Annotated in this window: 17 protein-coding genes; 11 read left to right on the top strand and 6 right to left on the bottom strand. The window is 38.4% G+C overall.

Features of this window, described 5'->3' with window-relative positions:
- Nucleotides 1–128 precede the first annotated feature (128 nt).
- Nucleotides 129–2570: a hydroxymethylglutaryl-CoA reductase, degradative gene (locus IGL31_RS08130; RefSeq protein WP_002289271.1), complete on the top strand. Its 2442-nt coding sequence runs from the start codon at nt 129–131 to the stop codon at nt 2568–2570.
- A 329-nt stretch (nt 2571–2899) separates the two neighbouring features.
- Here IGL31_RS08130 and IGL31_RS08125 read toward each other — a convergent pair whose 3' ends face one another.
- The 3 genes from IGL31_RS08125 to IGL31_RS08115 form a co-directional block, all read right to left on the bottom strand.
- On the bottom strand, nt 2900–3604 hold the full coding sequence (locus IGL31_RS08125; protein WP_002289272.1) for a hypothetical protein: 705 nt from the start codon (nt 3602–3604) through the stop codon (nt 2900–2902).
- A gap of 186 nt (nt 3605–3790) precedes the next feature.
- Nucleotides 3791–4036 carry a hypothetical protein gene (locus IGL31_RS08120; RefSeq protein WP_002289275.1) on the bottom strand — a complete coding sequence of 82 codons (246 nt, stop codon included), beginning with the start codon at nt 4034–4036 and terminating at the stop codon, nt 3791–3793.
- A 16-nt stretch (nt 4037–4052) separates the two neighbouring features.
- The gene (locus IGL31_RS08115) at nt 4053–4904 is read right to left on the bottom strand and encodes an aldo/keto reductase (protein ID WP_002319269.1); all 852 of its coding nucleotides are present in this window, start codon (nt 4902–4904) and stop codon (nt 4053–4055) included.
- Between the two features lie 165 nt (nt 4905–5069).
- On the opposite strand from IGL31_RS08115, the gene IGL31_RS08110 reads away from it, so the two are divergent.
- Nucleotides 5070–6074: a nucleoid-associated protein gene (locus IGL31_RS08110; protein WP_002294378.1), complete on the top strand. Its 1005-nt coding sequence runs from the start codon at nt 5070–5072 to the stop codon at nt 6072–6074.
- A gap of 240 nt (nt 6075–6314) precedes the next feature.
- On the opposite strand, the gene IGL31_RS08105 is transcribed toward IGL31_RS08110, so the two are convergent.
- Complete coding sequence (locus IGL31_RS08105; protein ID WP_002323408.1) at nt 6315–6671, bottom strand: YxeA family protein; 357 nt, start codon at nt 6669–6671, stop codon at nt 6315–6317.
- Nucleotides 6672–7038: 367 nt separating this feature from the next.
- Here IGL31_RS08105 and tuf point away from each other — a divergent pair, with 367 nt between their 5' ends.
- Nucleotides 7039–8226, top strand: coding sequence for an elongation factor Tu (gene tuf / locus IGL31_RS08100; protein WP_002289463.1), 1188 nt, complete (start codon nt 7039–7041; stop codon nt 8224–8226).
- 187 nt (nt 8227–8413) lie between these two features.
- On the opposite strand, the gene mprF is transcribed toward tuf, so the two are convergent.
- Both mprF and IGL31_RS08090 read right to left on the bottom strand, forming a co-directional pair.
- Complete coding sequence (mprF, locus tag IGL31_RS08095) at nt 8414–11005, bottom strand: bifunctional lysylphosphatidylglycerol flippase/synthetase MprF (protein WP_086300137.1); 2592 nt, start codon at nt 11003–11005, stop codon at nt 8414–8416.
- Nucleotides 11006–11030: 25 nt separating this feature from the next.
- Nucleotides 11031–11792, bottom strand: coding sequence for an alpha/beta fold hydrolase (locus IGL31_RS08090; protein ID WP_002289461.1), 762 nt, complete (start codon nt 11790–11792; stop codon nt 11031–11033).
- A gap of 166 nt (nt 11793–11958) precedes the next feature.
- Between IGL31_RS08090 and IGL31_RS08085 the strand changes: the two genes are divergently transcribed.
- The 8 genes from IGL31_RS08085 (at nt 11959) to IGL31_RS08050 (ending at nt 23128) form a co-directional block, all read left to right on the top strand.
- On the top strand, nt 11959–12591 hold the full coding sequence (locus tag IGL31_RS08085; protein ID WP_002289460.1) for a lysozyme family protein: 633 nt from the start codon (nt 11959–11961) through the stop codon (nt 12589–12591).
- A gap of 58 nt (nt 12592–12649) precedes the next feature.
- The gene (locus IGL31_RS08080) at nt 12650–13510 is read left to right on the top strand and encodes a DUF368 domain-containing protein (protein WP_002298152.1); all 861 of its coding nucleotides are present in this window, start codon (nt 12650–12652) and stop codon (nt 13508–13510) included.
- Between the two features lie 184 nt (nt 13511–13694).
- Complete coding sequence (locus IGL31_RS08075; RefSeq protein WP_002303731.1) at nt 13695–16010, top strand: cation-translocating P-type ATPase; 2316 nt, start codon at nt 13695–13697, stop codon at nt 16008–16010.
- A gap of 181 nt (nt 16011–16191) precedes the next feature.
- Nucleotides 16192–18033: a DNA primase gene (gene dnaG / locus IGL31_RS08070; protein ID WP_002289497.1), complete on the top strand. Its 1842-nt coding sequence runs from the start codon at nt 16192–16194 to the stop codon at nt 18031–18033.
- A gap of 23 nt (nt 18034–18056) precedes the next feature.
- The gene (gene rpoD, locus IGL31_RS08065; protein ID WP_002289498.1) at nt 18057–19166 is read left to right on the top strand and encodes an RNA polymerase sigma factor RpoD; all 1110 of its coding nucleotides are present in this window, start codon (nt 18057–18059) and stop codon (nt 19164–19166) included.
- 219 nt (nt 19167–19385) lie between these two features.
- Nucleotides 19386–21491, top strand: a complete 2106-nt coding sequence (locus IGL31_RS08060; protein WP_086300167.1) for a cell division site-positioning protein MapZ family protein — start codon at nt 19386–19388, stop codon at nt 21489–21491.
- Nucleotides 21492–21686: 195 nt separating this feature from the next.
- Nucleotides 21687–22550 carry a virulence factor B family protein gene (locus tag IGL31_RS08055; protein WP_002290060.1) on the top strand — a complete coding sequence of 288 codons (864 nt, stop codon included), beginning with the start codon at nt 21687–21689 and terminating at the stop codon, nt 22548–22550.
- A 104-nt stretch (nt 22551–22654) separates the two neighbouring features.
- Nucleotides 22655–23128, top strand: coding sequence for a Fur family transcriptional regulator (locus tag IGL31_RS08050; RefSeq protein WP_002294385.1), 474 nt, complete (start codon nt 22655–22657; stop codon nt 23126–23128).
- Nucleotides 23129–23176: the final 48 nt, after the last annotated feature.

The raw sequence follows: 23176 nt of genomic DNA, 5'->3' as shown, positions 1-23176 counted from the left end.
ATTAAAAGAAATATAAAAAAGAGAATATTTAAGGATTGTTAAAATTTAATCTTAGAAAAAAACAACTGGAACAAGAGCTATTTGTTTTTACAGCAAAGAATGGTATATTTTTGTAGGAGGTGGCTTACTTGAAAGAAGTCGTTATGATAGATGCTGCAAGAACGCCGATAGGAAAGTATCGCGGAAGTTTAAGTCCATTTACTGCAGTTGAATTAGGCACACTTGTGACTAAAGGATTATTAGATAAAACAAAACTGAAAAAAGATAAAATCGATCAAGTAATATTTGGAAATGTCCTGCAAGCTGGTAATGGTCAAAATGTTGCCAGACAGATTGCTTTGAACAGCGGTCTCCCTGTAGATGTCCCAGCAATGACGATCAATGAAGTTTGCGGATCTGGTATGAAAGCAGTGATCTTAGCACGCCAGCTGATCCAATTAGGTGAAGCAGAACTTGTGATAGCCGGCGGAACAGAGAGTATGTCTCAAGCACCTATGCTGAAACAGTATCAGTCAGAAACAAATGAATATGGTGAACCAATTTCCAGTATGGTCAACGACGGATTGACTGACGCATTTTCAAATGCACATATGGGATTAACCGCAGAGAATGTTGCAACACAATTTTCTGTGAGCAGAGAAGAGCAGGATCGCTATGCCTTGTCGTCCCAGTTGAAAGCAGCACATGCTGTCGAAGCCGGTGTATTTTCTGAGGAGATCATCCCAGTCAAGATTTCTGATGAAGACGTGTTATCTGAGGATGAAGCAGTTCGTGGAAATAGTACATTGGAAAAACTGGGCACGTTACGTACAGTATTCTCAGAAGAAGGAACTGTAACAGCAGGAAATGCTTCCCCGTTGAATGACGGTGCCTCTGTGGTGATCCTTGCATCCAAAGAATACGCAGAAAATAATAATCTGCCTTATTTAGCAACCATCAAAGAAGTAGCGGAGGTCGGTATTGACCCAAGTATCATGGGAATCGCTCCAATCAAAGCCATTCAAAAATTGACAGATAGATCAGGAATGAATTTATCAACAATCGATCTTTTTGAGATCAATGAAGCATTTGCAGCTTCTTCTATCGTAGTTAGCCAAGAACTGCAGTTAGATGAAGAAAAGGTCAATATATATGGAGGAGCAATCGCATTAGGCCATCCAATTGGTGCAAGCGGTGCACGTATCTTGACTACATTAGCTTACGGATTGCTTCGTGAACAGAAGAGATACGGTATTGCTTCATTATGTATTGGTGGAGGTTTAGGCTTGGCAGTCTTGTTAGAAGCGAATATGGAGCAAACACATAAGGATGTGCAAAAAAAAAAGTTTTATCAGCTTACGCCATCTGAACGGCGCAGTCAATTAATAGAAAAAAATGTATTGACACAAGAAACTGCGTTGATTTTTCAGGAACAAACACTTTCTGAAGAGCTCTCCGATCACATGATCGAAAACCAAGTGAGTGAAGTGGAAATCCCAATGGGCATCGCGCAGAATTTTCAAATCAATGGCAAGAAAAAATGGATTCCGATGGCAACAGAGGAACCATCTGTCATTGCAGCTGCAAGTAATGGTGCAAAAATCTGTGGAAATATCTGCGCAGAAACACCTCAGCGGCTGATGCGAGGGCAAATCGTTCTATCAGGAAAATCGGAGTATCAAGCAGTGATCAATGCAGTTAATCATCGAAAAGAAGAGCTGATTCTTTGTGCAAATGAAAGTTATCCTTCAATCGTGAAACGCGGGGGCGGTGTTCAAGATATCTCTACTCGGGAATTCATGGGGAGTTTCCATGCATACTTATCTATTGATTTTTTAGTGGATGTAAAAGATGCAATGGGCGCTAACATGATCAACTCGATTCTTGAGAGTGTGGCAAACAAGTTACGGGAGTGGTTCCCTGAAGAAGAGATTCTATTCAGTATTTTAAGTAATTTTGCTACAGAATCATTGGCTTCTGCCTGTTGTGAAATCCCATTCGAACGCTTAGGGAGAAACAAAGAAATCGGTGAACAAATTGCCAAAAAAATCCAACAGGCAGGGGAATATGCGAAGCTTGACCCTTACCGTGCAGCAACGCACAACAAAGGGATCATGAATGGTATAGAAGCTGTAGTGGCAGCTACAGGAAATGATACACGTGCGGTTAGCGCTTCGATCCACGCCTACGCGGCAAGAAATGGATTATACCAAGGATTAACAGACTGGCAGATCAAAGGGGATAAACTAGTTGGAAAACTAACGGTGCCTTTGGCTGTTGCCACAGTAGGCGGAGCTTCCAATATCCTGCCAAAAGCAAAAGCATCTTTAGCTATGTTAGATATTGATTCAGCCAAGGAACTAGCACAAGTAATTGCTGCAGTAGGGTTAGCTCAAAACCTGGCTGCTTTGCGTGCATTAGTTACAGAAGGAATCCAAAAAGGCCACATGGGACTTCAAGCTCGTTCATTAGCGATCTCAATTGGGGCTATTGGTGAGGAAATCGAGCAAGTTGCGAAAAAATTACGTGAAGCAGAAAAGATGAACCAGCAGACAGCTATACAAATATTGGAAAAAATCCGGGAAAAATAAAAAAGCAATATCTTTAGAAGAATAAAGCAAGATTTACAGTTATTTTATTTACTGCAGATCTTGCTTTTTTCTCTATCAGAAAATATGTTTATTATTAGAATTTTTTATAGTTAAGGTTAGGCATCTTAAGAAATCAGGCAACTCCAAGATATCTTCAGGTAGAAGAGAAGTCGCCTAACATTGTAGGATCATAGGTGATTTGTTGGACAGGTCAAGCTGATATTTGAGCCTGATGTTAGAAGGAATTTCTTTTTACTTGCTGTAGAAATTATTATATGACTAAAAAGGCTGGGATTTTAAATCCCAGCCTTTTATGACAAATAGAATTTTTATCGATCAGTAATCGCTGTCGCTGCAAATTGTTCGATCAAAGGAATCAAAGTCAATTTGACTTTGTATTTCCGTTCGAGTGCTTTTTCGATAACGAACTCATTTTCAGTAGTCATAGAAATAGTTGCTAATTTACGAGGTTCATCAGCATTTTTTTCATTAATAACTACTTCATGTTCATTTTGTTCTGTGTAAAATTTAGGATACTCAGCAACGGCTTTTGAAAAATCAGCAAAACTTAAAGCGGCATTCGTATCAGTTGAGCGTGTATTTTCAGTTGTGTCCGCTTTTGGTTTTTCCGTTTTTTCTTCTGGCACACTGACTGTTTCTTCTGTAACTGGTGTCGCAACAGCTTGCGCAGTTGGTTCATCGTTTTTCAATCGTTGATCATTCCAGTAAGACACGATTTCAATAAGAAGATTGTCACGGAATCGTTCGAAAATCCCGTTTTCTCCTGAACGAATTCTCTTTAATACAGTATTGAAGTTGTCATCGATTGGCACGTTGATCCGTGTATCTTCATTTGTTTTCCCAGCTAATCCGATCGTTAAGATTTGACGGTTTTTGGGATCAAGCATGACTTGTAACGGCAAACCATAACGTCGCAAGCTCTCTTCTTCTAGAGAACGGAATAATTGTCCTCTTACACCATCCAATGAAGGACGGAATTGATTTAATAATTTTTGTTTCTGTTTTTTCTTCATATGTTCTCTCCTTCGCTCATACCCTTTCGATTATAAGAAAAAAACAGCCAAATGAAAAGGAGTAATGCAAAAAAACTTGCGTATACGCAAATTACAACAGAAAAATTTGCGTATTTTCCCGTTTTTTGAAAGAAAAATAAAAAATGGAACGGATTATGTATATATACATAATCCGTTCCATTCTTTCTATTTTTTCGGTATCAAGGCAAAAACAGGTAGTTCAGGTGAATAAATGACTTCATGTTCGTGCCAGGGTTTGACCATTAGCGAATGATCGAACCGTTTTTTCAGTTCTTCGATGATTTGATCATGTGTCCAGTTTCTTGCAGGAAAATGTTGGATTTTCTCTGCATCGATCAAAAAGACAAAATCGGAATGAAAAGTCTGGGTAACTTCTTCCGAGAGAGAATTCAAGCGTTCGATTGGATCCATAAAATCACCTTTCGACTTAAAATTGGGTAGTATCTGGGTCTTTTGCTTTGCCGACTACACCATCTAACTGATCGATTTGTTTCATTTCTTCTTCTGTTAATTCAAAATCAAATAATTCAGTATTTTCTTTGATTCTGCTTGGTGTCACTGACTTAGGAAGAGGAAGGAATTCGTGTTGCAGCGACCAACGCAAAGCAACTTGTGCAATCGTCTTGTCATGTGCTTCAGCGATTTGTTTCATTTCAGGCACATCGAAGATTTTACCAGTGCCTAATGGACTATATGCTTCGAGGATCATATCATGTTTTTTTGCATACTCAACTACAGTTGGCTGTAATTCGCCTGGTGCAAGGAAAACTTGATTGACCATCGGCATAATTTTTGCTGTTTTTGCTAGTGTATCTAGATGGTGGGGTAAGAAATTGCTCACACCGATTGCTTTGATTTTACCTGCTTCATACAGTTCTTCAAATGCTCGCCATGTATCTGCATTTGCTTGTTCCCAATTATCACGAAAAGCAACAGGGTTTGGCCAGTGGATCAAAAACAGATCTAAATAATCTGTTTGGAGCTTCTTCAATGATTCTTCAAAAGAAGACATCACAAGTTCATAGCTGTGGTTTGCATTCCATAATTTTGTTGTCAAGAATATCTCTTCTCTAGGAATTCCACTTTCCTTAATCGCTTGGCCGACACTTTCTTCATTCTTGTATCCTTGGGCAGTATCGATATGGCGATAACCTGCAGCCAGCGCTTCTTTAACAGAGGAAACAGCGACATCCCCATCAGGTGTTTGCCATGTGCCGAATCCTACTACCGGGATTTCGTAACCATTTGATAGACGATAAGTGCTTGTTAATGAATTCATACTTTCAGCTCCTTTTTTATTCGTTCAACTATAAGTGTAGCGCATTTTTCGAAAAAAAGAATCCATTTTGTTTCTACTCTTGAAATTTTTGTTTAAAAGAAAATGATTTTGATTCTGGTATTTTTGATTTTTTTTCCGTAAACTAAGACAGAAGGGAATGAGAAAATGGATATCTATTTAAAAAAAGCAATTCTGCATATTATTGACAGAGAAACTGGTTCTCCAGTCTTTTCACAAAAAGAGCTGGATCTGACAAAAGAATATATTCGTGATTTTCTTCAAAAGAAGATCCAAAAAATCTCTTCTGCTCAAACAAAAACTGGACAACTAGCAGAAGAAAGCATGATCGTTGAATCACTTAAAATCGCTCAAGAAAATTTTGTGGAAGCAAGTGAAGCAATCGTTCAGCGGTGGTTCGATATCTACCAAGAAAGTGAAGAAGCACCTAGTGCAGATGTATTTGTTGTTTTGTATGAATTAGATACAGTGATGTACTTATCTTTATTGAAAGTCAATTATCGTGAGGCTTACACTCACTTTGTTGAAGCAGACGAAGCAGGGATCGACAACCGCTTGATTTTGAATCGAGCAATTCTAGGGGCGAAAACACAAAAAGCAGATGAAGCATTCGCTGTGAATTTGACTGATTGGACCTACGAATTAATTGAAAAAAAATATGAGTTTTCTGGCAAAAAAGAGCTTTATTTTTCTGGAAGAGTGATCGAAAGTGTTCCTGCACCTTCTTTAGAAGAAAATGTAAAAGTGATCCAAAAAGTAGCCAAGCATCTTGGAAAAAAATTTGAGACAGAAGAATTTGATATCATGGCTGATTTGAAAGAAGCTGTCTATGATACGATAGAAGAAAAAGGTCGGTTGGATCATGAGATGATTGCGGAAAAAGTCTTCAAGGAAAACATCACGGCAAAAATGGCTTTTAAAGAAGAAGTACAAGAGCAAGGATTTGTCCCAGAAGCACCTCCTGTAAAAGAAGTACAAGAAATTTCTGAGAAAAAATTTGGAAAACAAAAATTCAAGCTATCAAACGGGATCGAACTGATCGTACCAGTAGATGTATATCGCAACCCAGATTTGATTGAATTTGTGAATAATCCGGATGGTACGATATCCGTGATGATCAAAAATGTGGATGAAGTATTGAATCGTTTATAAAAATGACTAGAACATTAGGTGTTCAAGTACCAGTGATCAGTTAAATGAATTGTGTCAAGAGAAGGATCGGAAAAGACGAATATAACAAAAAAAGAGCGTGAGACAAAAGTAAAGAACACTTTTGTCTCACGCTCTAAACACGTATAAACGGCGGAAGCAGAAGCAACTCCTTCTTATTTCTTGGAGTTAAACGCTTCTGTCCCAGCCTCTTTTTATCTAATAAAATTTTAAGACCATTTACTAATTATCGATTTTTTCTGCCGCATTTTTAGGCACTTCAGAAGCCTTTATTTCTTCCCAGCTTAATACACCTTTACGAGGATTGACTTTGAGTTTAAGATACGCATTCATCTTTAATGGATGTTCTCTTTCTTCGCGAAGCGTCACCTGTTTTTTTTCACCATCTTTATTATAAGCCGCTTGCTTGTAGGTATAAGTCGTGAATTTCTCTCCGCTATCTGCTTGGGTAGCTGACATTTCGCCATTCGTCGTGATTTTTGTATAATAAGCTTCGCCGCCGTAAAAATAATGATAAGCTGCAAAACTTCCACCGAGAAATATGCCTAAAACGACAAGTACGCCAATTAATTTTTTCATGTACTTCACCTCTTTCCTTATTATTAACGAAATAGAAGATTTCGTCTATTGAAAGTTGTTGGCAACAGCTGAATTTTAAACTTTTCCTCATTTTGTTCTTATTGCTTCAAAAGAAAGTTAAGGACTATCTTGAAGTTTTTCTCAAAAAACACATTTTTTTATTTATAAAAGGTACTTTTTTCGCGTATAAGACAAGCGAGTGCTCTTAGTTGACTTTGACCAATATTGACGTATAATAAGCTTAGTTCGAATCTTACAAAAAGTAAGTCGGACGTATTCTTTTTGATTTAGTCAAAAAAAGACTATAATAAAAAGGTGAGAGCTGAAATTTTTCAGTGATCTATATTATTTAGGAGGTTTGTAAATTATGGCAAAAGAACATTATGACAGAAGTAAACCACACGTTAACATTGGTACGATTGGACACGTTGACCATGGGAAAACTACTTTAACTGCTGCGATCACTACAGTATTAGGCAAAAAAGGCCTAGCAAATCCTCAAGACTATGCTAGTATTGATGCAGCTCCAGAAGAACGTGAACGTGGGATTACGATCAATACCGCACACGTAGAATATGAAACAGAAAAACGCCACTACGCGCATATTGATGCACCAGGACACGCGGACTATGTGAAAAACATGATTACAGGGGCAGCACAAATGGATGGTGCAATCTTAGTTGTTTCTGCAACTGACGGTCCGATGCCTCAAACACGTGAACACATTTTATTGTCACGCCAAGTTGGTGTAAAATACCTGATTGTTTTCTTGAACAAAGTTGATTTAGTCGATGATGAAGAATTGATCGATTTGGTAGAAATGGAAGTTCGCGAGTTATTGAGCGAATATGGTTTCCCAGGCGATGACACTCCTGTGATCAAAGGTTCCGCATTAAAAGCATTGCAAGGCGATCCAGATGCTGAAGCTGCTATTATGGAATTGATGGATACAGTAGATGAATATATCCCAACACCAGAACGTGATACAGATAAACCATTACTATTGCCAGTGGAAGACGTCTTCTCAATTACAGGTCGAGGAACTGTTGCCTCAGGTCGTATTGATCGTGGTGCTGTTCGTGTCGGTGATGAGGTAGAGATCGTAGGGATCAAACCTGAAACACAAAAAGCAGTTGTAACAGGTGTAGAAATGTTCCGTAAAACGTTAGATTACGGGGAAGCTGGGGATAACGTAGGCGTGTTGTTACGGGGGATCCAACGTGACGATATCGAACGTGGACAAGTACTTGCTAAACCAGGTTCCATTACTCCACATACAAAATTCAAAGCAGAAGTGTACGTGTTGACAAAAGAAGAAGGTGGACGTCATACTCCATTCTTCAACAACTATCGTCCACAGTTCTACTTCCGCACAACTGATGTTACAGGAACAATCACATTGCCAGAAGATACAGAAATGGTCATGCCTGGTGACAACGTGACGATTGATGTTGACTTGATCCATCCAATCGCTGTTGAAAACGGAACGACATTCTCAATTCGTGAAGGCGGACGGACAGTAGGTTCAGGTATCGTTACAGAGATCGAAGCATAAGAAACGCGACTCGAATATTTTGGTAATGAAAAATGTTTAAAATAAAAGAGCGGTCCAAACAGGATTTCTGTTTGGACCGCTCTTTGTTCTTCAATTGTATAAGAAGAGATTGTAGAAGCATGAACTTTCGTTTTACTTCAGTCTCTTTTATTCATCATGAGAGTGTTCATCTATCGGTATGCAGTTTTTAATACTTTCTTCGTATCCATTTTTTCAAACCACTTATTCTACCTTGTGTCTGCTCAACTGGCGCATTATCAATAATCAGCAAAGCAATCATAACATATGCAATCCAACTATCTCTAGAATATAGAGTATAACGTGAGACCCAGTTTGTAGCGTACTTGCTTTTATATTCTCTTAATCCATTGAAAGAATAAAAATGAGAACCAAACTCGTAAACCAAGTATGCAATCCTTTCCTGTAAAAAACTCTTTCTGGAAGTTCCGACATTTGAAAGAGGGGCCATCCCTAAATTGAACCATTGGATATGTTCTTCTTTCATATAGGCAAACAAATGCAAGAACAAGAAATCCATACTGCCAGAAGGTGCTTTTTTAGGATCATATCGCATCAGATCAATCGTTCCTACTTTATTGTTCGTGTAAGTAGGCATGATCGTTGCAAAAGCGACAATTTCTTCTTGGGTATTTTTGACAACTGCAATAGGCGCTCTTTGTAGATAATCTTCAGAGAAAAAGCCTAAAGAAAACCCTTTTTCCTTTCGTGAACCCAACCAATTATCAGAGATATTTTTGAAAGTACTCATTTGCTCAGTAGAAAATGGTGGTTGTAAGACATCAAATGTAAATCCTTCTCGTTCGATCCGATTCAAGACAGCACGAGTGCCCTTCATTTTTTTCCCTGAAGTTGTAAAACTATTCAGGTCTACATAAGCTTCTTCCCCCATCTTAATGAAATCGTAGCCGAATTCATGCAAAATCATAACAATCTCTTCGCTTGTTTCGTAGAAAACTGGTAAATAGCATAGTCGATCTGTTTCTTCGATAAAAGCTTCGATTGCTTCTGGAAAATCTTCTTTCTTACCAGAAGGATCACCCATTACAATACATTTATTATTGAAGCAAGCGAATTGGAGAAGAACAGTTGGTTCACCGTCTTTTTCATAGGCAAACATCCGCTTATCTTTTAAGAAGATCAATTGACTATCGGAGTTTCCTCCATAAGTTGTAAGGATCTTCAGGGCCTTTTCTTCATTAAAGGCTTCGCCAATCTGTTTCTTTTCTCCTTGAAGGAAATGAACAAATAGAACGATCATGAAACTAACAGCGATGATGGCCAACAATCCCGAAAACCAAATCTTTTCAGAAGGAAATAAGAAAAAGGAAATAAAATGGTGACGCCGATGAGGGAAATCCGGCAGATTGTATACCCCAATAACGATGTAAAGCAAGGACAGTGCACCAATAATGATTCCATCGATCGTACGCCACTCCCATGAATAGATCAATTGTTCCCGAAATAATTCGTTTTTAGAAGCAAGAATGATCAGAAGCAGAATAGACAAGAAAACCACCGGTGTGAAACTAAAATCACTTAATAAAACATAAAGTAAAGCTAGAACAATCAAGAAAATTGTAGGCAAATATGCTCGTTTCACACGTGCTGCGATCCCTCTGCCCATAATGATTAAAAGAAATCCCAATAGTATACTAGGAAATTGGATAATAAAATGAAATTTCAATGGGTTCAAACTATGAAGCCAGCGAAACTCTGTAAAAGCTTGCGGGATAGTGGCAGAAAGTACTAGCATGATTCCAGAAAAGTATAATAAGACAACCACGATTTTATGCGCAATTTCTGTTGCTAATTGTTTAGGGATACCAGAATAACGCTGATCAAAAGTGGAACCGATATTTTTGAAGAAAAAGACGATTCCAATCAAAAACGGAATGATGTAGTAGAACAGGCGATAGAGCAAGATCCACACAACGACTATTTCTCTTGGCACACCAATAGCGGACAACCCGATAATCATCATTACATCGAAACTCCCAATTTCTCCTGGAATCATAGACACGATTCCTATCACTGAAGCAGCAATGAATAACGGAATTGTTTGCCACAGATCAATCCGGATTTCCATTAAATAACCAACAGAAAGGAAACTAAACAGGACACCGGTCCATTCCAACAATGAAACTAGCAATAGCTGTCCTTGAGTTTTAAGTGAGGTACCACCAAGGAATCCTTTCTTTTTGAAAGTAGTAAATAAAAAGACGACAGGAAAATATAGACCGCCGCCGATCAACCATATCCAATATTGCTTCAAAAAAGGAGCAACTGGCGTGAAGACTACAAGTAAAAAAGAAAGCAGACTGTAAATAGAAAGTCCAGCCATCAAAAACAAGAAAACTTTCGATAATGCTTGGATCACGTTTCTGCTCTCTTTCTTTTGTCCATATAGTTCAGAGCGAAGCCCCACACTAACAAACCCGCCGAAACCGGCAATATTGTTGATTGTATTGATCAGCCAGCTTGTCTCAAACAAGTAACGAGGATTCTGCTTTTGTTCAAGCATCCGATTCAAAATAATATCATAACCAATCATAGGTAACACAGAGACAAGACCAATCAACAGCATAAGTCCGCTTTTCCATACAGGTATAGTGGCAAACGTTTCTCCTAATTGCTGGATAGATAGAGTTTTACCGATGGACATCAATTCACCGACAATAATGACAATGACAGAAATCAAAAAGATTGTTTTGAACAGTCCTAGGTGGTTTTTCAGCCATTGTATGGTATTTTTTAACAAATAAATCACCTTCTATTCCTAATAGTTATGTTTCAGAAAGAAATTGAAGAACTTCTCGATTGAAGCGTTCAGGATCTTTTCTAGCTAATTCATGTCCTTGTTCTTTCACAAGCACAAAGGAAGCTTTTGGTATAGTTTTAGCTATATACAAAGAATGTTTTAGCTTGATTACATCTTTTTTTCCCACGATGATCAAAGTGGGGGAGTTGATTTTTTTTAAATCATTTTCTGTAAGCCCGATGTCATGCAGCAAAAGTTTGATAACTAAAAGATTTTTGCGAAGACTTGGGCGAAATAAAGAGAGTAACCATACCCATGCATAATGAATATTACTGATGACTCTGGCAGAAAAACGAACGCCTTTAACAAGCGTGTTTCCAGAATTTAAAATCAATCGATGAACTTTTTTAGGGAAGCTGCTGGCAAATACCAGTGCTAGATTTGCTCCATCACTAAATCCAAGAAAATCTGCCTGATCGATTTTTTCCAGCAACATGATCGTATTCAGATCCTCGGCCATTAACTGAAAATTCAACATAGATGCTTCGTTTGTCGAACGACCATGTCCTCGGCTATCTACTAGATACACGGTATAGTAGCGTTCGAGTACAGGGACCTGTTCTGAAAAAAAGCGGCCGCTGCCGTCATTGCCATGCAGTAAAAAGAGAGGGAAGCCTTGACCGCTCTTTTCATAGTAAATTTCGCTCCCATCTGGCATTTTTGCATATTTCTTTTCTTTTTTCACATAATCACCTACTGTGTAAAGTATAACGATTATATCAGTCATTGGGCAATTGTTTTTACTGAAAAACAACGATCATTTTCGTAAGATGACAAAAAATACAGGAAAATTCATTTTTTCTTAAGGCGTACACAGAAATCAAGGAAGAAATAGCCAAGAAGATAAAGAAATAGTAAGATAAAAAAAGATGTCAAAATAACTAGGTGATGAAATGAAGCGAAAACGATTATCTATTATCCGTATTCTTTTTTACATGATCATTCTGACGGTTATTGGTGCGGTGTTGTTTTTAGGAGGAAGAACTTATCGTTCGGTAAAACGAGTGGAAAGCTATCAAATAGAAATAACAACAGCTGCAAAAAATTATCATATGGAAAACTACGAGAATTTGATCAAGGCGATAATATTGACCGAATCAAAAGGAAAAGGGACAGATCTCATGCAGAGCTCGGAAAGTCTGCATGGAGAAGCTGAGATCATTGATAATCCAGCTGACAGTATTGATCAAGGTGTCAAATATTTGGCGGAAATGATAGTAGAAGCAAAGAAACAAGGATGCGATTTATGGACAGCTGTCCAAGCATATAATTTTGGGAAAGATTATATTGCCTATGTAAAAAATCATGGCGGAGAAAACACAGTAGAATTAGCAGAAGCGTATTCTAAAGATGTGCTGAGCCCACTTTTAGGAAATGAGGAAGGGAAACAATACCGATATTGGCGGATCCAGTCCTTGCTTTACAATGGCGGCTATCTCTATCATAATGGAGGTAACATGTTTTATCCTGATATTGTCAAAATGAATGAAAAAATAATAGAGACCTATGAAAAAGTCTTTAAGTAAAATAGCAGGAAATGTTCAATCATGAATAAAATTAAATGAAAGAAGGAGTGCGCAAATAGTGGAAAAAAGGCAAAAAATGGAAAATCAAAAAGTGGGATACACAACCAAAGACTGGATGTTACGGTTTGTGAAGGGAATGTTTATCGGTTCAGGATTTATCTTGCCAGGAGTCAGCGGTGGTGCATTAGCAGCTGTCTTTGGCATGTATGAGCGGCTGATTTCTTTTTTAGCCCACCTTACAAAAAATTTCAAAGAAAATGTTTTGTTTTTTCTGCCTGTTGGTCTAGGCGGAGTGACAGGCATCTTTCTACTTTCTTTTTTAGTCAGTTTTTTATTAGGTGCGTATGAAACAACGATATTATGGTTTTTTGTCGGATGTATCGCTGGAACTGTTCCTGCGTTATGGAAAGAAGCAGGGAAAAAAGGAAGAGATACTTCTGATGTGATCATCATGGTTGTTACTTTTGTTCTGGCTTATTTGTTTTTATTATACGGCGCTCAATTATTTGACGGGCAAGTCGATCAGAATTTTGGAACATGGCTGATTGCCGGCGGATTGATTGGTTTGGGTATGATCGTCCCAGGATTGAGCCCTTCTAATTTTTTGGTGTATATGGGATTGTATAAAGCGATGGCTGACGGATTTAAAGAAGTACGACTTGAAGTGATTGTGCCGATCGGAATTGGTGGGATTCTTTGTGTTCTTGGATTGTCAAAAATCATGGATTACATTTTCTCAAAGGCATATAGCAAGCTATTCCATTTCATTTTAGGTGTAGTTTTTGCTTCAACGATTATGATCATTCCTACCGATTACGCGGGATTGGGAGTTGCTGGGGTACTAGCTTGTCCTGTTCTTTTTATAGCCGGTACAGCACTAGGTTGGTGGATGAGCCGTTTGGAGGAACAATATAAGTAAAGATAGATTGATAATAAAAACAGCACACGGGTGATTCAAACAAAAAGGTTGGCATCTTTTTTGTAAAATCATTCGTGTGTTTTTCTATAAATTTTATAAAAACAAGTTGTTTTTAATCTTGGAACACGCTAGACTTAAACACGTGATTATTTTTGAAAGTTGGCGGAAAATGGAGAAAAAGAAAATGAATGGACTTACACAGCAAGAGGTAGTTCAGAAAATGGCTTCTGGCCAGCAAAATGACTACCAGGAAGATGCATCAAAAAGTACAAAACAAATATTCAGCGATAATATATTGACGTTATTCAATTTTCTGAACTTTGGTATTGGGATTTGTCTGTTATTTGTAGGTGCGTATTCCAACATGGCGTATTTAGCAATTATTGTCGTCAATATCGTTATTGGAATTTATCAAGAAATACATGCAAGAAATCTTGTACGGAAATTGTCGATTGTTTCCCAATCAGAAGTACTAGTGATCCGGGACGGTAAAGAACAATCGATTTCTACTAAAGAGCTGGTATTAGGAGATTTGGTAAAAATCGGAGCAGGAGAACAGATACCAGCCGATTTACAGGTTATATCTGGACGGGCAGAAGCAAATGAAGCTCTTTTGACAGGCGAATCTGATTTGATTGTCAAAGAAACTGGAGCTGAATTGCTTTCTGGAAGCTTTTTGACAAGCGGTTCTGTCATGGCTGAAGTTATCCGAGTAGGTGCAGATAATTATGCTGTCCGCTTGACTAGCGAGGCAAAGACTCACAAAGCTATTCGTTCTGAACTTGTAGATTCGATTCGCAAAGTATCCAAATTCACTAGTTTCGTGATTATTCCTTTGGGGATCATACTATTTTTGGAAGCACTGTTCATCCGCGATGCTTCTATCAAAATTTCTGTTATTGCATCTGCAGCAGCTTTGTTAGGCATGCTTCCAAAGGGTTTGGTATTGCTAATAAGTATTGCATTAACGACAGGGGTAACCAAACTGGCAAAAAAACGAATCCTTGTTCAAGACATGTATTCAATTGAAACGCTGGCCCATGTCGATACATTATGCTTGGATAAAACAGGGACCATTACTGAAGGAAAAATGAGTATCCAGCGGGTAGAAGCACTACATCCGCTGTACGAGAAAGCCATCCCAGAAATTATGGGGACGTATCTGGCAGAAAGCAGTGATAACAACATCACTATGCGGGCTATGAGAGATTATTTTGAGCTTTCTAATCGGTATGATGTGACAAACAAAGTCGCATTTTCTTCTGATCGCAAATGGGGCGCGATGGAATTTCCAGAACTGGGAGTCGTGTACGTAGGAGCGCCTGAACGTTTGGTGGAAGAAGATCGGCTTCCGGACAGTCTAAAAACAGCCCAAGCGAATGGCTATCGCGTACTTATGTTGGGGATCGCTCCAAATCAGCAATTGAACGAAGAAAAACCAGCATTTGTTGAGCCGGTTGCTCTGTTTGAAATCGATGATCCAATCCGAAAAAACGCTCAAGAAACACTAGCTTATCTTCATGAGGAAGGTGTGGATCTGAAAGTGATTTCTGGAGACAATCCTTTTACTGTCTCCAATATCGCTAGACGTGCAGGATTACCGAATTATGATGCGTATGTCGATCTTTCTCAAATTACTGAAGAAATGGAAGTGCGAGAAGCTGCTCATCGCTATACGGTTTTTGGACGAGTGAGTCCTCAGCAAAAGAAATTGCTGGTAAATGAATTGAAAGAAAGCGGCAGAACGGTTGCAATGACAGGCGACGGTGTGAATGATGTTTTGGCGTTAAGAGAAGCAGATTGCAGCATTGCTATGGCAGAAGGTGATGGAGCAACACGTCAGATTGCGAATCTGGTATTGTTGGACTCTGATTTTACTACATTGCCAGAAGTCCTGTTTGAAGGACGCCGAGTGGTCAACAATGTGACGAAAGTCTCAGGCATCTTTTTTATCAAAACGATTTATTCATTTATTTTATCGATTATATGTGCCGTTACAGCAATTGGATTTCCGTTTATCCCTATCCAAATCACGCTGATTGATTTAGCGATTGAAGGGTATCCTTCCTTCTTTTTATCTTTTGAACAAGATAAAAGAAAAATCACTTACCGTTATTTGCCTACAGCACTTATTAATGCTTTACCAAATGCCTTGCTTGTAGTAGTGAATATCATTGCGGTGTATCTACTTGGAAAAACATTCGCATGGGGAAATGCTGAAACTACTACTTTGATGTATTACTTGCTGATTGGGATCAGTTGCATGGCAGTTGTAAAAGCTTGTTATCCCTTCAACCCATTGCGCATCTTCCTAGCAGTAACGACGATCGTAGGGATATATGTAGCTGCAATGCTGTTCCATGGAATTTTGGAAGTAAACTTAGGGTTGGGAGAGAGCGTAGGATACTTCTTTGTATTCATGCTCGTAAATATTGTTCTTCGAGTTTTGTACTGGAAGGCTGATATTCAAAATCAGTTACTGAAAAGAGTAGCAAATTGATGCTTAATGAGATAGAAATGTGTTATACTTGAAAAAGCAATGAAATATGATACAATCAAACATGTATAATTGTGTCCTTTAAAATCGCACTGATTTCAGTTAGTGCGATTTTTTACCGGTTATTCTCCTGAAATATCTTCTGTTAAACCCAAAAGATATCAATAGAGCAGGGGGTGAAAAAATGGCTCAACGGATTCCTCAAGAGGTTATCGAAACAGTACGCAGTCAAACGAATATCGTTGAGGTGATTGGACAATATGTCCAGTTGAAAAAGTCTGGTAAAAATTACTTGGGGCTGTGCCCTTTTCATGAAGAACGTACACCGTCTTTTTCTGTTGCAGAAGACAAGCAGATTTTTCATTGCTTTGGTTGTGGTAAGGGCGGAAACGTGTTTACTTTTCTTCAAGAACTAGAAGGTCTAAGTTTTCCAGAAGCAGTGGTAAAAGTGGCAGACTTCGAACAGATACCGTTAGAAGATCAATGGCGTCAGCGTACTATAGCTGTCCAAAATCCTGAATCTGCTACGGGGAAACTGATTGCTGCTCATGAAAAAGCAGCGGAAATCTATCATCACATGCTATTGCATACAAAAGCTGGACAGCCAGCTTTAGAATATTTGCAAAGTCGTGGGTTGTCTTTAGAATTAATTGAAGAATTCAACATAGGTTTTGCACCTAATGAGCGTTCTTTTCTTCAGCAAGTATTCAAGAATGAATCAATTTCAAATGAATTGTTAGAACGCTCTGGATTGTTTGTCACGCATGATGATGGCCGTATGTCTGATCGTTTTTATCAAAGAGTGATGTTTCCACTTCGTAATTCTCAAGGCCAGACGATCGGTTTTTCAGGACGCTGGCTTGCACCTGAAAAAGGGCAGGAAAAAGATCAGCCCAAATACTTGAATAGTCCAGAAACAGAACTGTTCAATAAAAGACAAGTTTTATTTAATCTTGATAAAGCAAGAAGCGATATCCGGAAAAACGGAGAAATTTTGTTGTTCGAAGGGTTTATGGATGTGATTGCTGCATGGCAGGCTGGTATCAAAACTGGATTAGCTTCTATGGGGACAAGTCTAACAGCTCAACAGATCCAACAAATGGAAAAGCTGACGAAAGAATTGGTCTTTTGCTATGACGGAGACAACGCAGGTTTTGAAGCAACCAATCGAGGGATTGAATTGCTTCGGCAAAACAGTCGCTTAGCACTTTCTGTCGTAGTCGTTCCAGAAAAGCTTGATCCTGATGAATATCTCCGTAAGTATGGAGAAGCATCTTTCCAAGAATTAGTGGCTCATGGGCGCGAAACAGTCTTTACTTTTAAATCACGTTATTTAAAACAAGGGAAAAATTTAGATAATGAAAAAGACAAGATCGAATACCTCGAAGAATTACTAGTTGAACTTAGCCGAGTTGTTTCACCAATCGAACAAGATATGTATCTATCTCAACTGTCAACAGAGTTTCAGATCGGCAGAGAGACGATACAAAAACAACTGCGCGATCTTCGAAGGACAAATCAGCAAAATCGTCAAGAACCTCAGGAAAGTCAACACACTCAGGTTACGAGACAAGAAACTGCACGGAAAAAGAGACCTTTGACGCAAGTAGAAAAGGCAGAGCAGATTCTATTATATCGTGCATTTAAAGAAGTTTCTGTCCGTAATATTTTAAAAGAACGAGAATTTCAGTTTATTCATGATGCATATGCAGAAGTTTATTTTTTATTCGATGCATATGTCTCACAACATTATGAATTCAACCTTGCAGAGTTTTTAGACTTTTTGCAAGATGAAAATTTAAGGCGGTTGGTGGTGGAAATCGAATATTTACCGGTGGCAGAAGAAAGTTCGCCACGAGAAATCCAAGACTTGCTAGATGTGATCAGCAAATCTGGCTTAGCTGATGAAATAACATTAAAAAAACAAATGCAGCAAGAAGCCAGACGAACTGGAAACAAACAGCTTGAGCTTGAATTGACGATTGAAATCATCAATTTAACGAAACAGTTAAAACAAGCCAAATAGCTACTCAAGGGGGGCCTTCTTTTATGGCAAATGGAACAGATAAAAAAACGTATGAAGCAGCAGTAGCAGCTTTCATCAAAGAAAACAAACCCAAACGACAAGTTGTATATGATGATTTATCCAATCAGCTTGCTACACCATTCACTTTGAATGCAGATGAAATGGACAAATTGATCCAAAAGATTGAAGACGCAGGTATCAGTGTGGTGGATGAAAATGGTGATCCATCAATTCACAGCTTGAAGAGTGCTGAGAAAAAAGCTGAACAAGCAAAAACAGAAGATCTATCTGCGCCAACCGGTGTAAAAATCAATGACCCGGTTCGTATGTATCTGAAAGAAATTGGCCGTGTCTCCCTTTTAACTGCGGAAGAAGAAGTAGCGTTAGCATTGAAAATCGAAGAAGGCGACCAAGAAGCGAAACAGCGTCTGGCAGAAGCAAACCTTCGTTTAGTAGTAAGTATCGCTAAACGTTATGTAGGACGAGGCATGCAGTTCCTTGACTTGATCCAAGAAGGAAACATGGGACTGATGAAGGCAGTTGAAAAATTTGACTACCGCAAAGGATTTAAGTTTTCAACCTATGCTACATGGTGGATTCGTCAAGCCATCACTCGAGCAATCGCTGACCAAGCACGTACGATCCGTATTCCAGTTCATATGGTTGAAACAATTAATAAATTGATACGTATCCAACGTCAATTGCTGCAAGACCTTGGAAGAGAACCTACGCCAGAAGAAATCGGTGCGGAAATGGATCTTCCAACAGAAAAAGTCCGAGAAATCTTGAAAATCGCGCAAGAACCTGTTTCACTTGAAACGCCAATCGGTGAAGAAGATGACTCTCACTTAGGTGATTTCATAGAAGACCAGGAAGCAACAAGTCCAGCAGAACACGCAGCTTATGAGTTACTAAAAGAACAATTGGAAGATGTACTAGATACATTGACTGACCGGGAGGAAAATGTCCTTCGTTTACGTTTTGGTTTAGATGATGGCCGGACGAGAACATTGGAAGAAGTGGGGAAAGTATTTGGTGTTACTCGGGAACGTATTCGTCAGATCGAGGCTAAAGCATTAAGAAAATTGCGCCATCCTTCTCGTTCAAAACAATTAAAAGACTTCTTAGAATAAGCATGAACTATTGACCAGAAGAGAAATCAGTAAAACTGTTTGGTTTATTTTAAAAGAAAAAAAGCTTGAGACTACGCAGTCTCAAGCTTTTTTTTCTATAGGAAGGAAATTCATTCATTATTTTTAAGTAAATCCTAAAAATAAGCTATTGGCGTGACGTATAGAATATGATAGATTAAATGGTAGCGTAAACCTAGTAAAGGAGCCGATCGCTAAGTGATGAAAAAATGTCCAAATTGCGGATCGAAAAAAATGGAGCAGAATACTATCTGTCCAGACTGCGGTCATCAACTAACTGCAGAAGATCAGCAAATAAAAGAAACAATCGAAGAAATAAATGCAGATGAAACTATGCAGGATAAATCAACTGAAGATGCAGTCTTTCCTGATACAGAATTAAACGATCCAATCGAATGGTCGGAATTGAAAGATTTACCTCTAGAATCTGTAATGGAATTATTCGAAAAAGCAGAACCAGAAGACGAAGAACCACCTGCTCACGATCAAGTAACTAATATAGAGAAAAATGAACAGAAGAAAGCAACTGTTCATGAGACTTCGGAAGAATCAGGAAAGAATCAAGAAGAAACCCTTGAATCAAAACAAAAAAGAAGAGTAGCTGAACTGAAAGAAATCGTCGATAATGAGGAAGAAAATTCGATACTATCCGCCTATATCAAAGCACATCGTGAAGATACAAAGGAAGAGCATGCGGAAGAGCTGCTCAAAATGATCAGTGAAAAAATTGCACAGGAAAACAAAGTAGAACCAGAACATGAAGCTGAAAAAGACACTGAAAAAGACATTAGTGGAGTAAACGCTGCAGGTAAAGAATCATTGAAAACGAATGATCTAAAAACGGATATCCCGGAAAAAACTGAAACATTGTCTGAAAAACAATCAGAAGACGAGAAATCGAATGGGTTGCCGGAAGCAGAGAAAAAAGAAATACTCGAAAACACAGACAAAAAGTCAACAGAGCCCGATGAAATAAATAGTGAATCCGATGCTGAAACTCAATCTGCAAGTGAAGATAGCACTGCTCTTGAAGCTAAAATAGAAAAAGAAGAGAACCAGCCTGAGCTGATTGAAGCAGAAACAGAACCAATAACAATCGTGCCAAATACTGAAAAAACGCCTCAAGAATCAAACCCAGAAAAAAAAGATTTAGATAAGACACAAAAGAAAAAATCAAAAAAAGTGCCGTATCTCGCTTTAGCAGCAGTTCTTCTACTAGGTGGGGGAGGCTGGGCTTATTATGACCATCATCAAAAAGTAGAAGCCGAAGTAGCAGCAGAAGCAAAAAGACAGCAACAAATGGAAGAACTTCATGAGAAACTTGCTGCCTTTTATACAGATGATCACCATCAATTTATTCGTGCAGATATGATTCATCAAGATTTATCAAAACTAAAAAATGATTTATCCAGTCTTAAGAATGAAAAAGGATATTCAGAGTTAGAAACAACTTACCAAGATATCCAATCTAAGATCCGAGATATCCAAAAAGTGAATGAGTGGTTCATAGCACCTGCCATCGTCGATGATCATCTAGCAGATGACATCAAGTTGAAAGCAGATAAAGAGATCCAAGCAATCGAAACGGATAACACAGATTTTGGAAAATTGATTCAACAAGCACAAACAGAAGCTAAAAATCAATATGCTGAATTGCAAACAGCTAAAGAAAAAACAGCTATAGTCTTTAAAGACGGAAAAGTAGTGGATTCAGCAACACGCGACCAATACAAGACGGCAAAAGAAGCAGTAGAAAAAGTGAAAAATACAGATCTATCTGCTCAGTTGAATGAACAATTGAAACAAGTAGATAAGATGCTCACTGATAAAGAGAAAAAAGAAGAAGAGGAAAAGAAAAAAGCAGAAGAAGCGAAAAAAGCAGCTGAAGAACAAGCAAAACAAGCCGCTCAAGCAGCAGCTGCAGCTCAAGCCGCTCAACAAGCTGCGGTCGCACAAGCAGCACAGCAAGAAGCGGCATCCTCGACCCCTTCCTCTTCAAACTCAGCGAATCAGCCAATCAAATCTGCCAGAGCAAGTGATATTGCCGATGCATCTAATCCAGCATGGACGTGGGCACCAGGTGTCCAAAGCAAAGTGATTGCTACATGTATCCAACGTGGATATATCGTTGAAGGAGGATACAGATTAGAAAAAGCCAGAATCGAAAATGGGGAAGGCTATTACAATCTATATGCCACTTCAACAAAATCTGCATTGATGAAAGGCATTGGAGAAAGTGCTTTGCCATTTTACATCGTAACCATCAACTGTAAAACTGGATGGTTCGGAGGAAATGGGAGCAATTAATTTTAGGCAAATGAAAGAGGCTGTGAGCCTGCCGTTTAACACCGTTTATTCGAAAAAGGGGAGTATGACACAACTGTTGTCATACTCCTTTTTTCACCTTTCCAAACAAAGGCTCAGCTATTCAAGTAGATAACATTATGTTATGATAGCAAAGAAATGTATTAAGAAAACCTTTCACTATAGAGGGAGAAAAAAATGAACGATTTATTAGCAACTATATTTACAGGTATTATTATTGATGAAAATGAAAAAAACTACTTTGTCCAAAAAAACGGACAAACCTTTGGCTTAAGCAAATCAGAAGGTGAACACAAAATCGGTGAAGCAGTTGAAGGATTCGGTTACCAAAATCAAAAACATGAAAATCGGATCACTACACAAATTCCTAAAAGCCGTATCGGTCATTACGCTTTTGGAATCGTTACTGCTACACGAAAAGATTTAGGTGCGTTTGTCGATATCGGTCTTCCAGATAAAGACTTTGTCGTATCTCTTGATGAATTGCCGACAATGACAGAGCTATGGCCTAAAAAAGGGGATCGCTTGATGATTTCCCTTAGAGTTGATGCAAAAGACCGTATTTGGGGCAGTTTAGCAGATGAAAAAATATTCAAATCTTTAAGCAAATATGGAACAGAAGAAATGAAAAACAAAGATGTGATAGGAACAGCATACCGCTTGAAATTAACAGGTACGTACGTTTTAACGGAAGATTTCTATCTTGGGTTTATCCATCCTTCTGAACGATATAATGAACCTCGTCTAGGCGAGCAGATAAAAGGTCGAGTGATTGGTGTCCGACCAGACGGTGTACTGAATCTTTCATTGAAGCCAAGAGCATATGAAGCTATATCAGATGATGCACAAATGATTTTAACCATTTTAGAACGTTCTGCAGATCAGCAAATCAACTTTACAGATAAATCGGATCCAGAAGAAATCATGAAAGCTTTTGGTATCAGCAAAGGAGCATTTAAGCGCGCATTAGGTAATCTTTTGAAACAAGGATTGATTACACAAGAAAACGGTGTGACAAAACTAGTCAAAAAATCTAATTGAGAATCCCTTGCATGTTTTTCTTAACTAGCTTATAATAATTTTAATTAACATAGTGTTATATCTTTTTTTATTTGTAATTATTATAAATTGTTGGGGTTGAGTAAATGGTCATGAATGCTATTTCGGCGATGAAAAAAACAAAACAGCAGCTACATGAAGCGGGGTTTAAGCTGACACCGCAAAGAGAAGCTACTCTGCTTGTGCTTTTGGAAAATGAGAAAGAGCATTTATCTGCAGAAGAAATCTTCTTTTTAGTGAAAAAAAAGAGTCCGGAAATTGGACTTGCTACTGTTTATCGAACCCTTGAAATCTTGACAGAATTGAAAATTGTCGATAAAGTAAGTTTTAATGATGGATTAGCCCGTTATGATTTGAGAAAAGAAGGCGCCAAACATTTCCATCATCATTTACTATGCTTGAACTGCGGCACGATCGAGGAAGTAGAAGAGGATCTTTTACTTGAAGTGGAGCAAGTAGTTGAAGAACGTTATCATTTTTTAGTAAAAGATCATCGGCTGACGTTCCATGGAATCTGTCAGGAATGCTATGAAAAAGAAAAAAGAAACCAGTCCGTCTGAGTGTCTAGACGGCTTTTTCTTTGCTCAGATTATGGAAAAAGACTATCA

It is taken from the genome of Enterococcus sp. MSG3290 (assembly GCF_050555565.1).
Classification (GTDB): domain Bacteria; phylum Bacillota; class Bacilli; order Lactobacillales; family Enterococcaceae; genus Enterococcus_B; species Enterococcus_B faecium.
The sequence above is the reverse complement of the archived record's forward strand: the minus strand, read 5'-3'. Positions and strand labels throughout refer to the sequence as shown.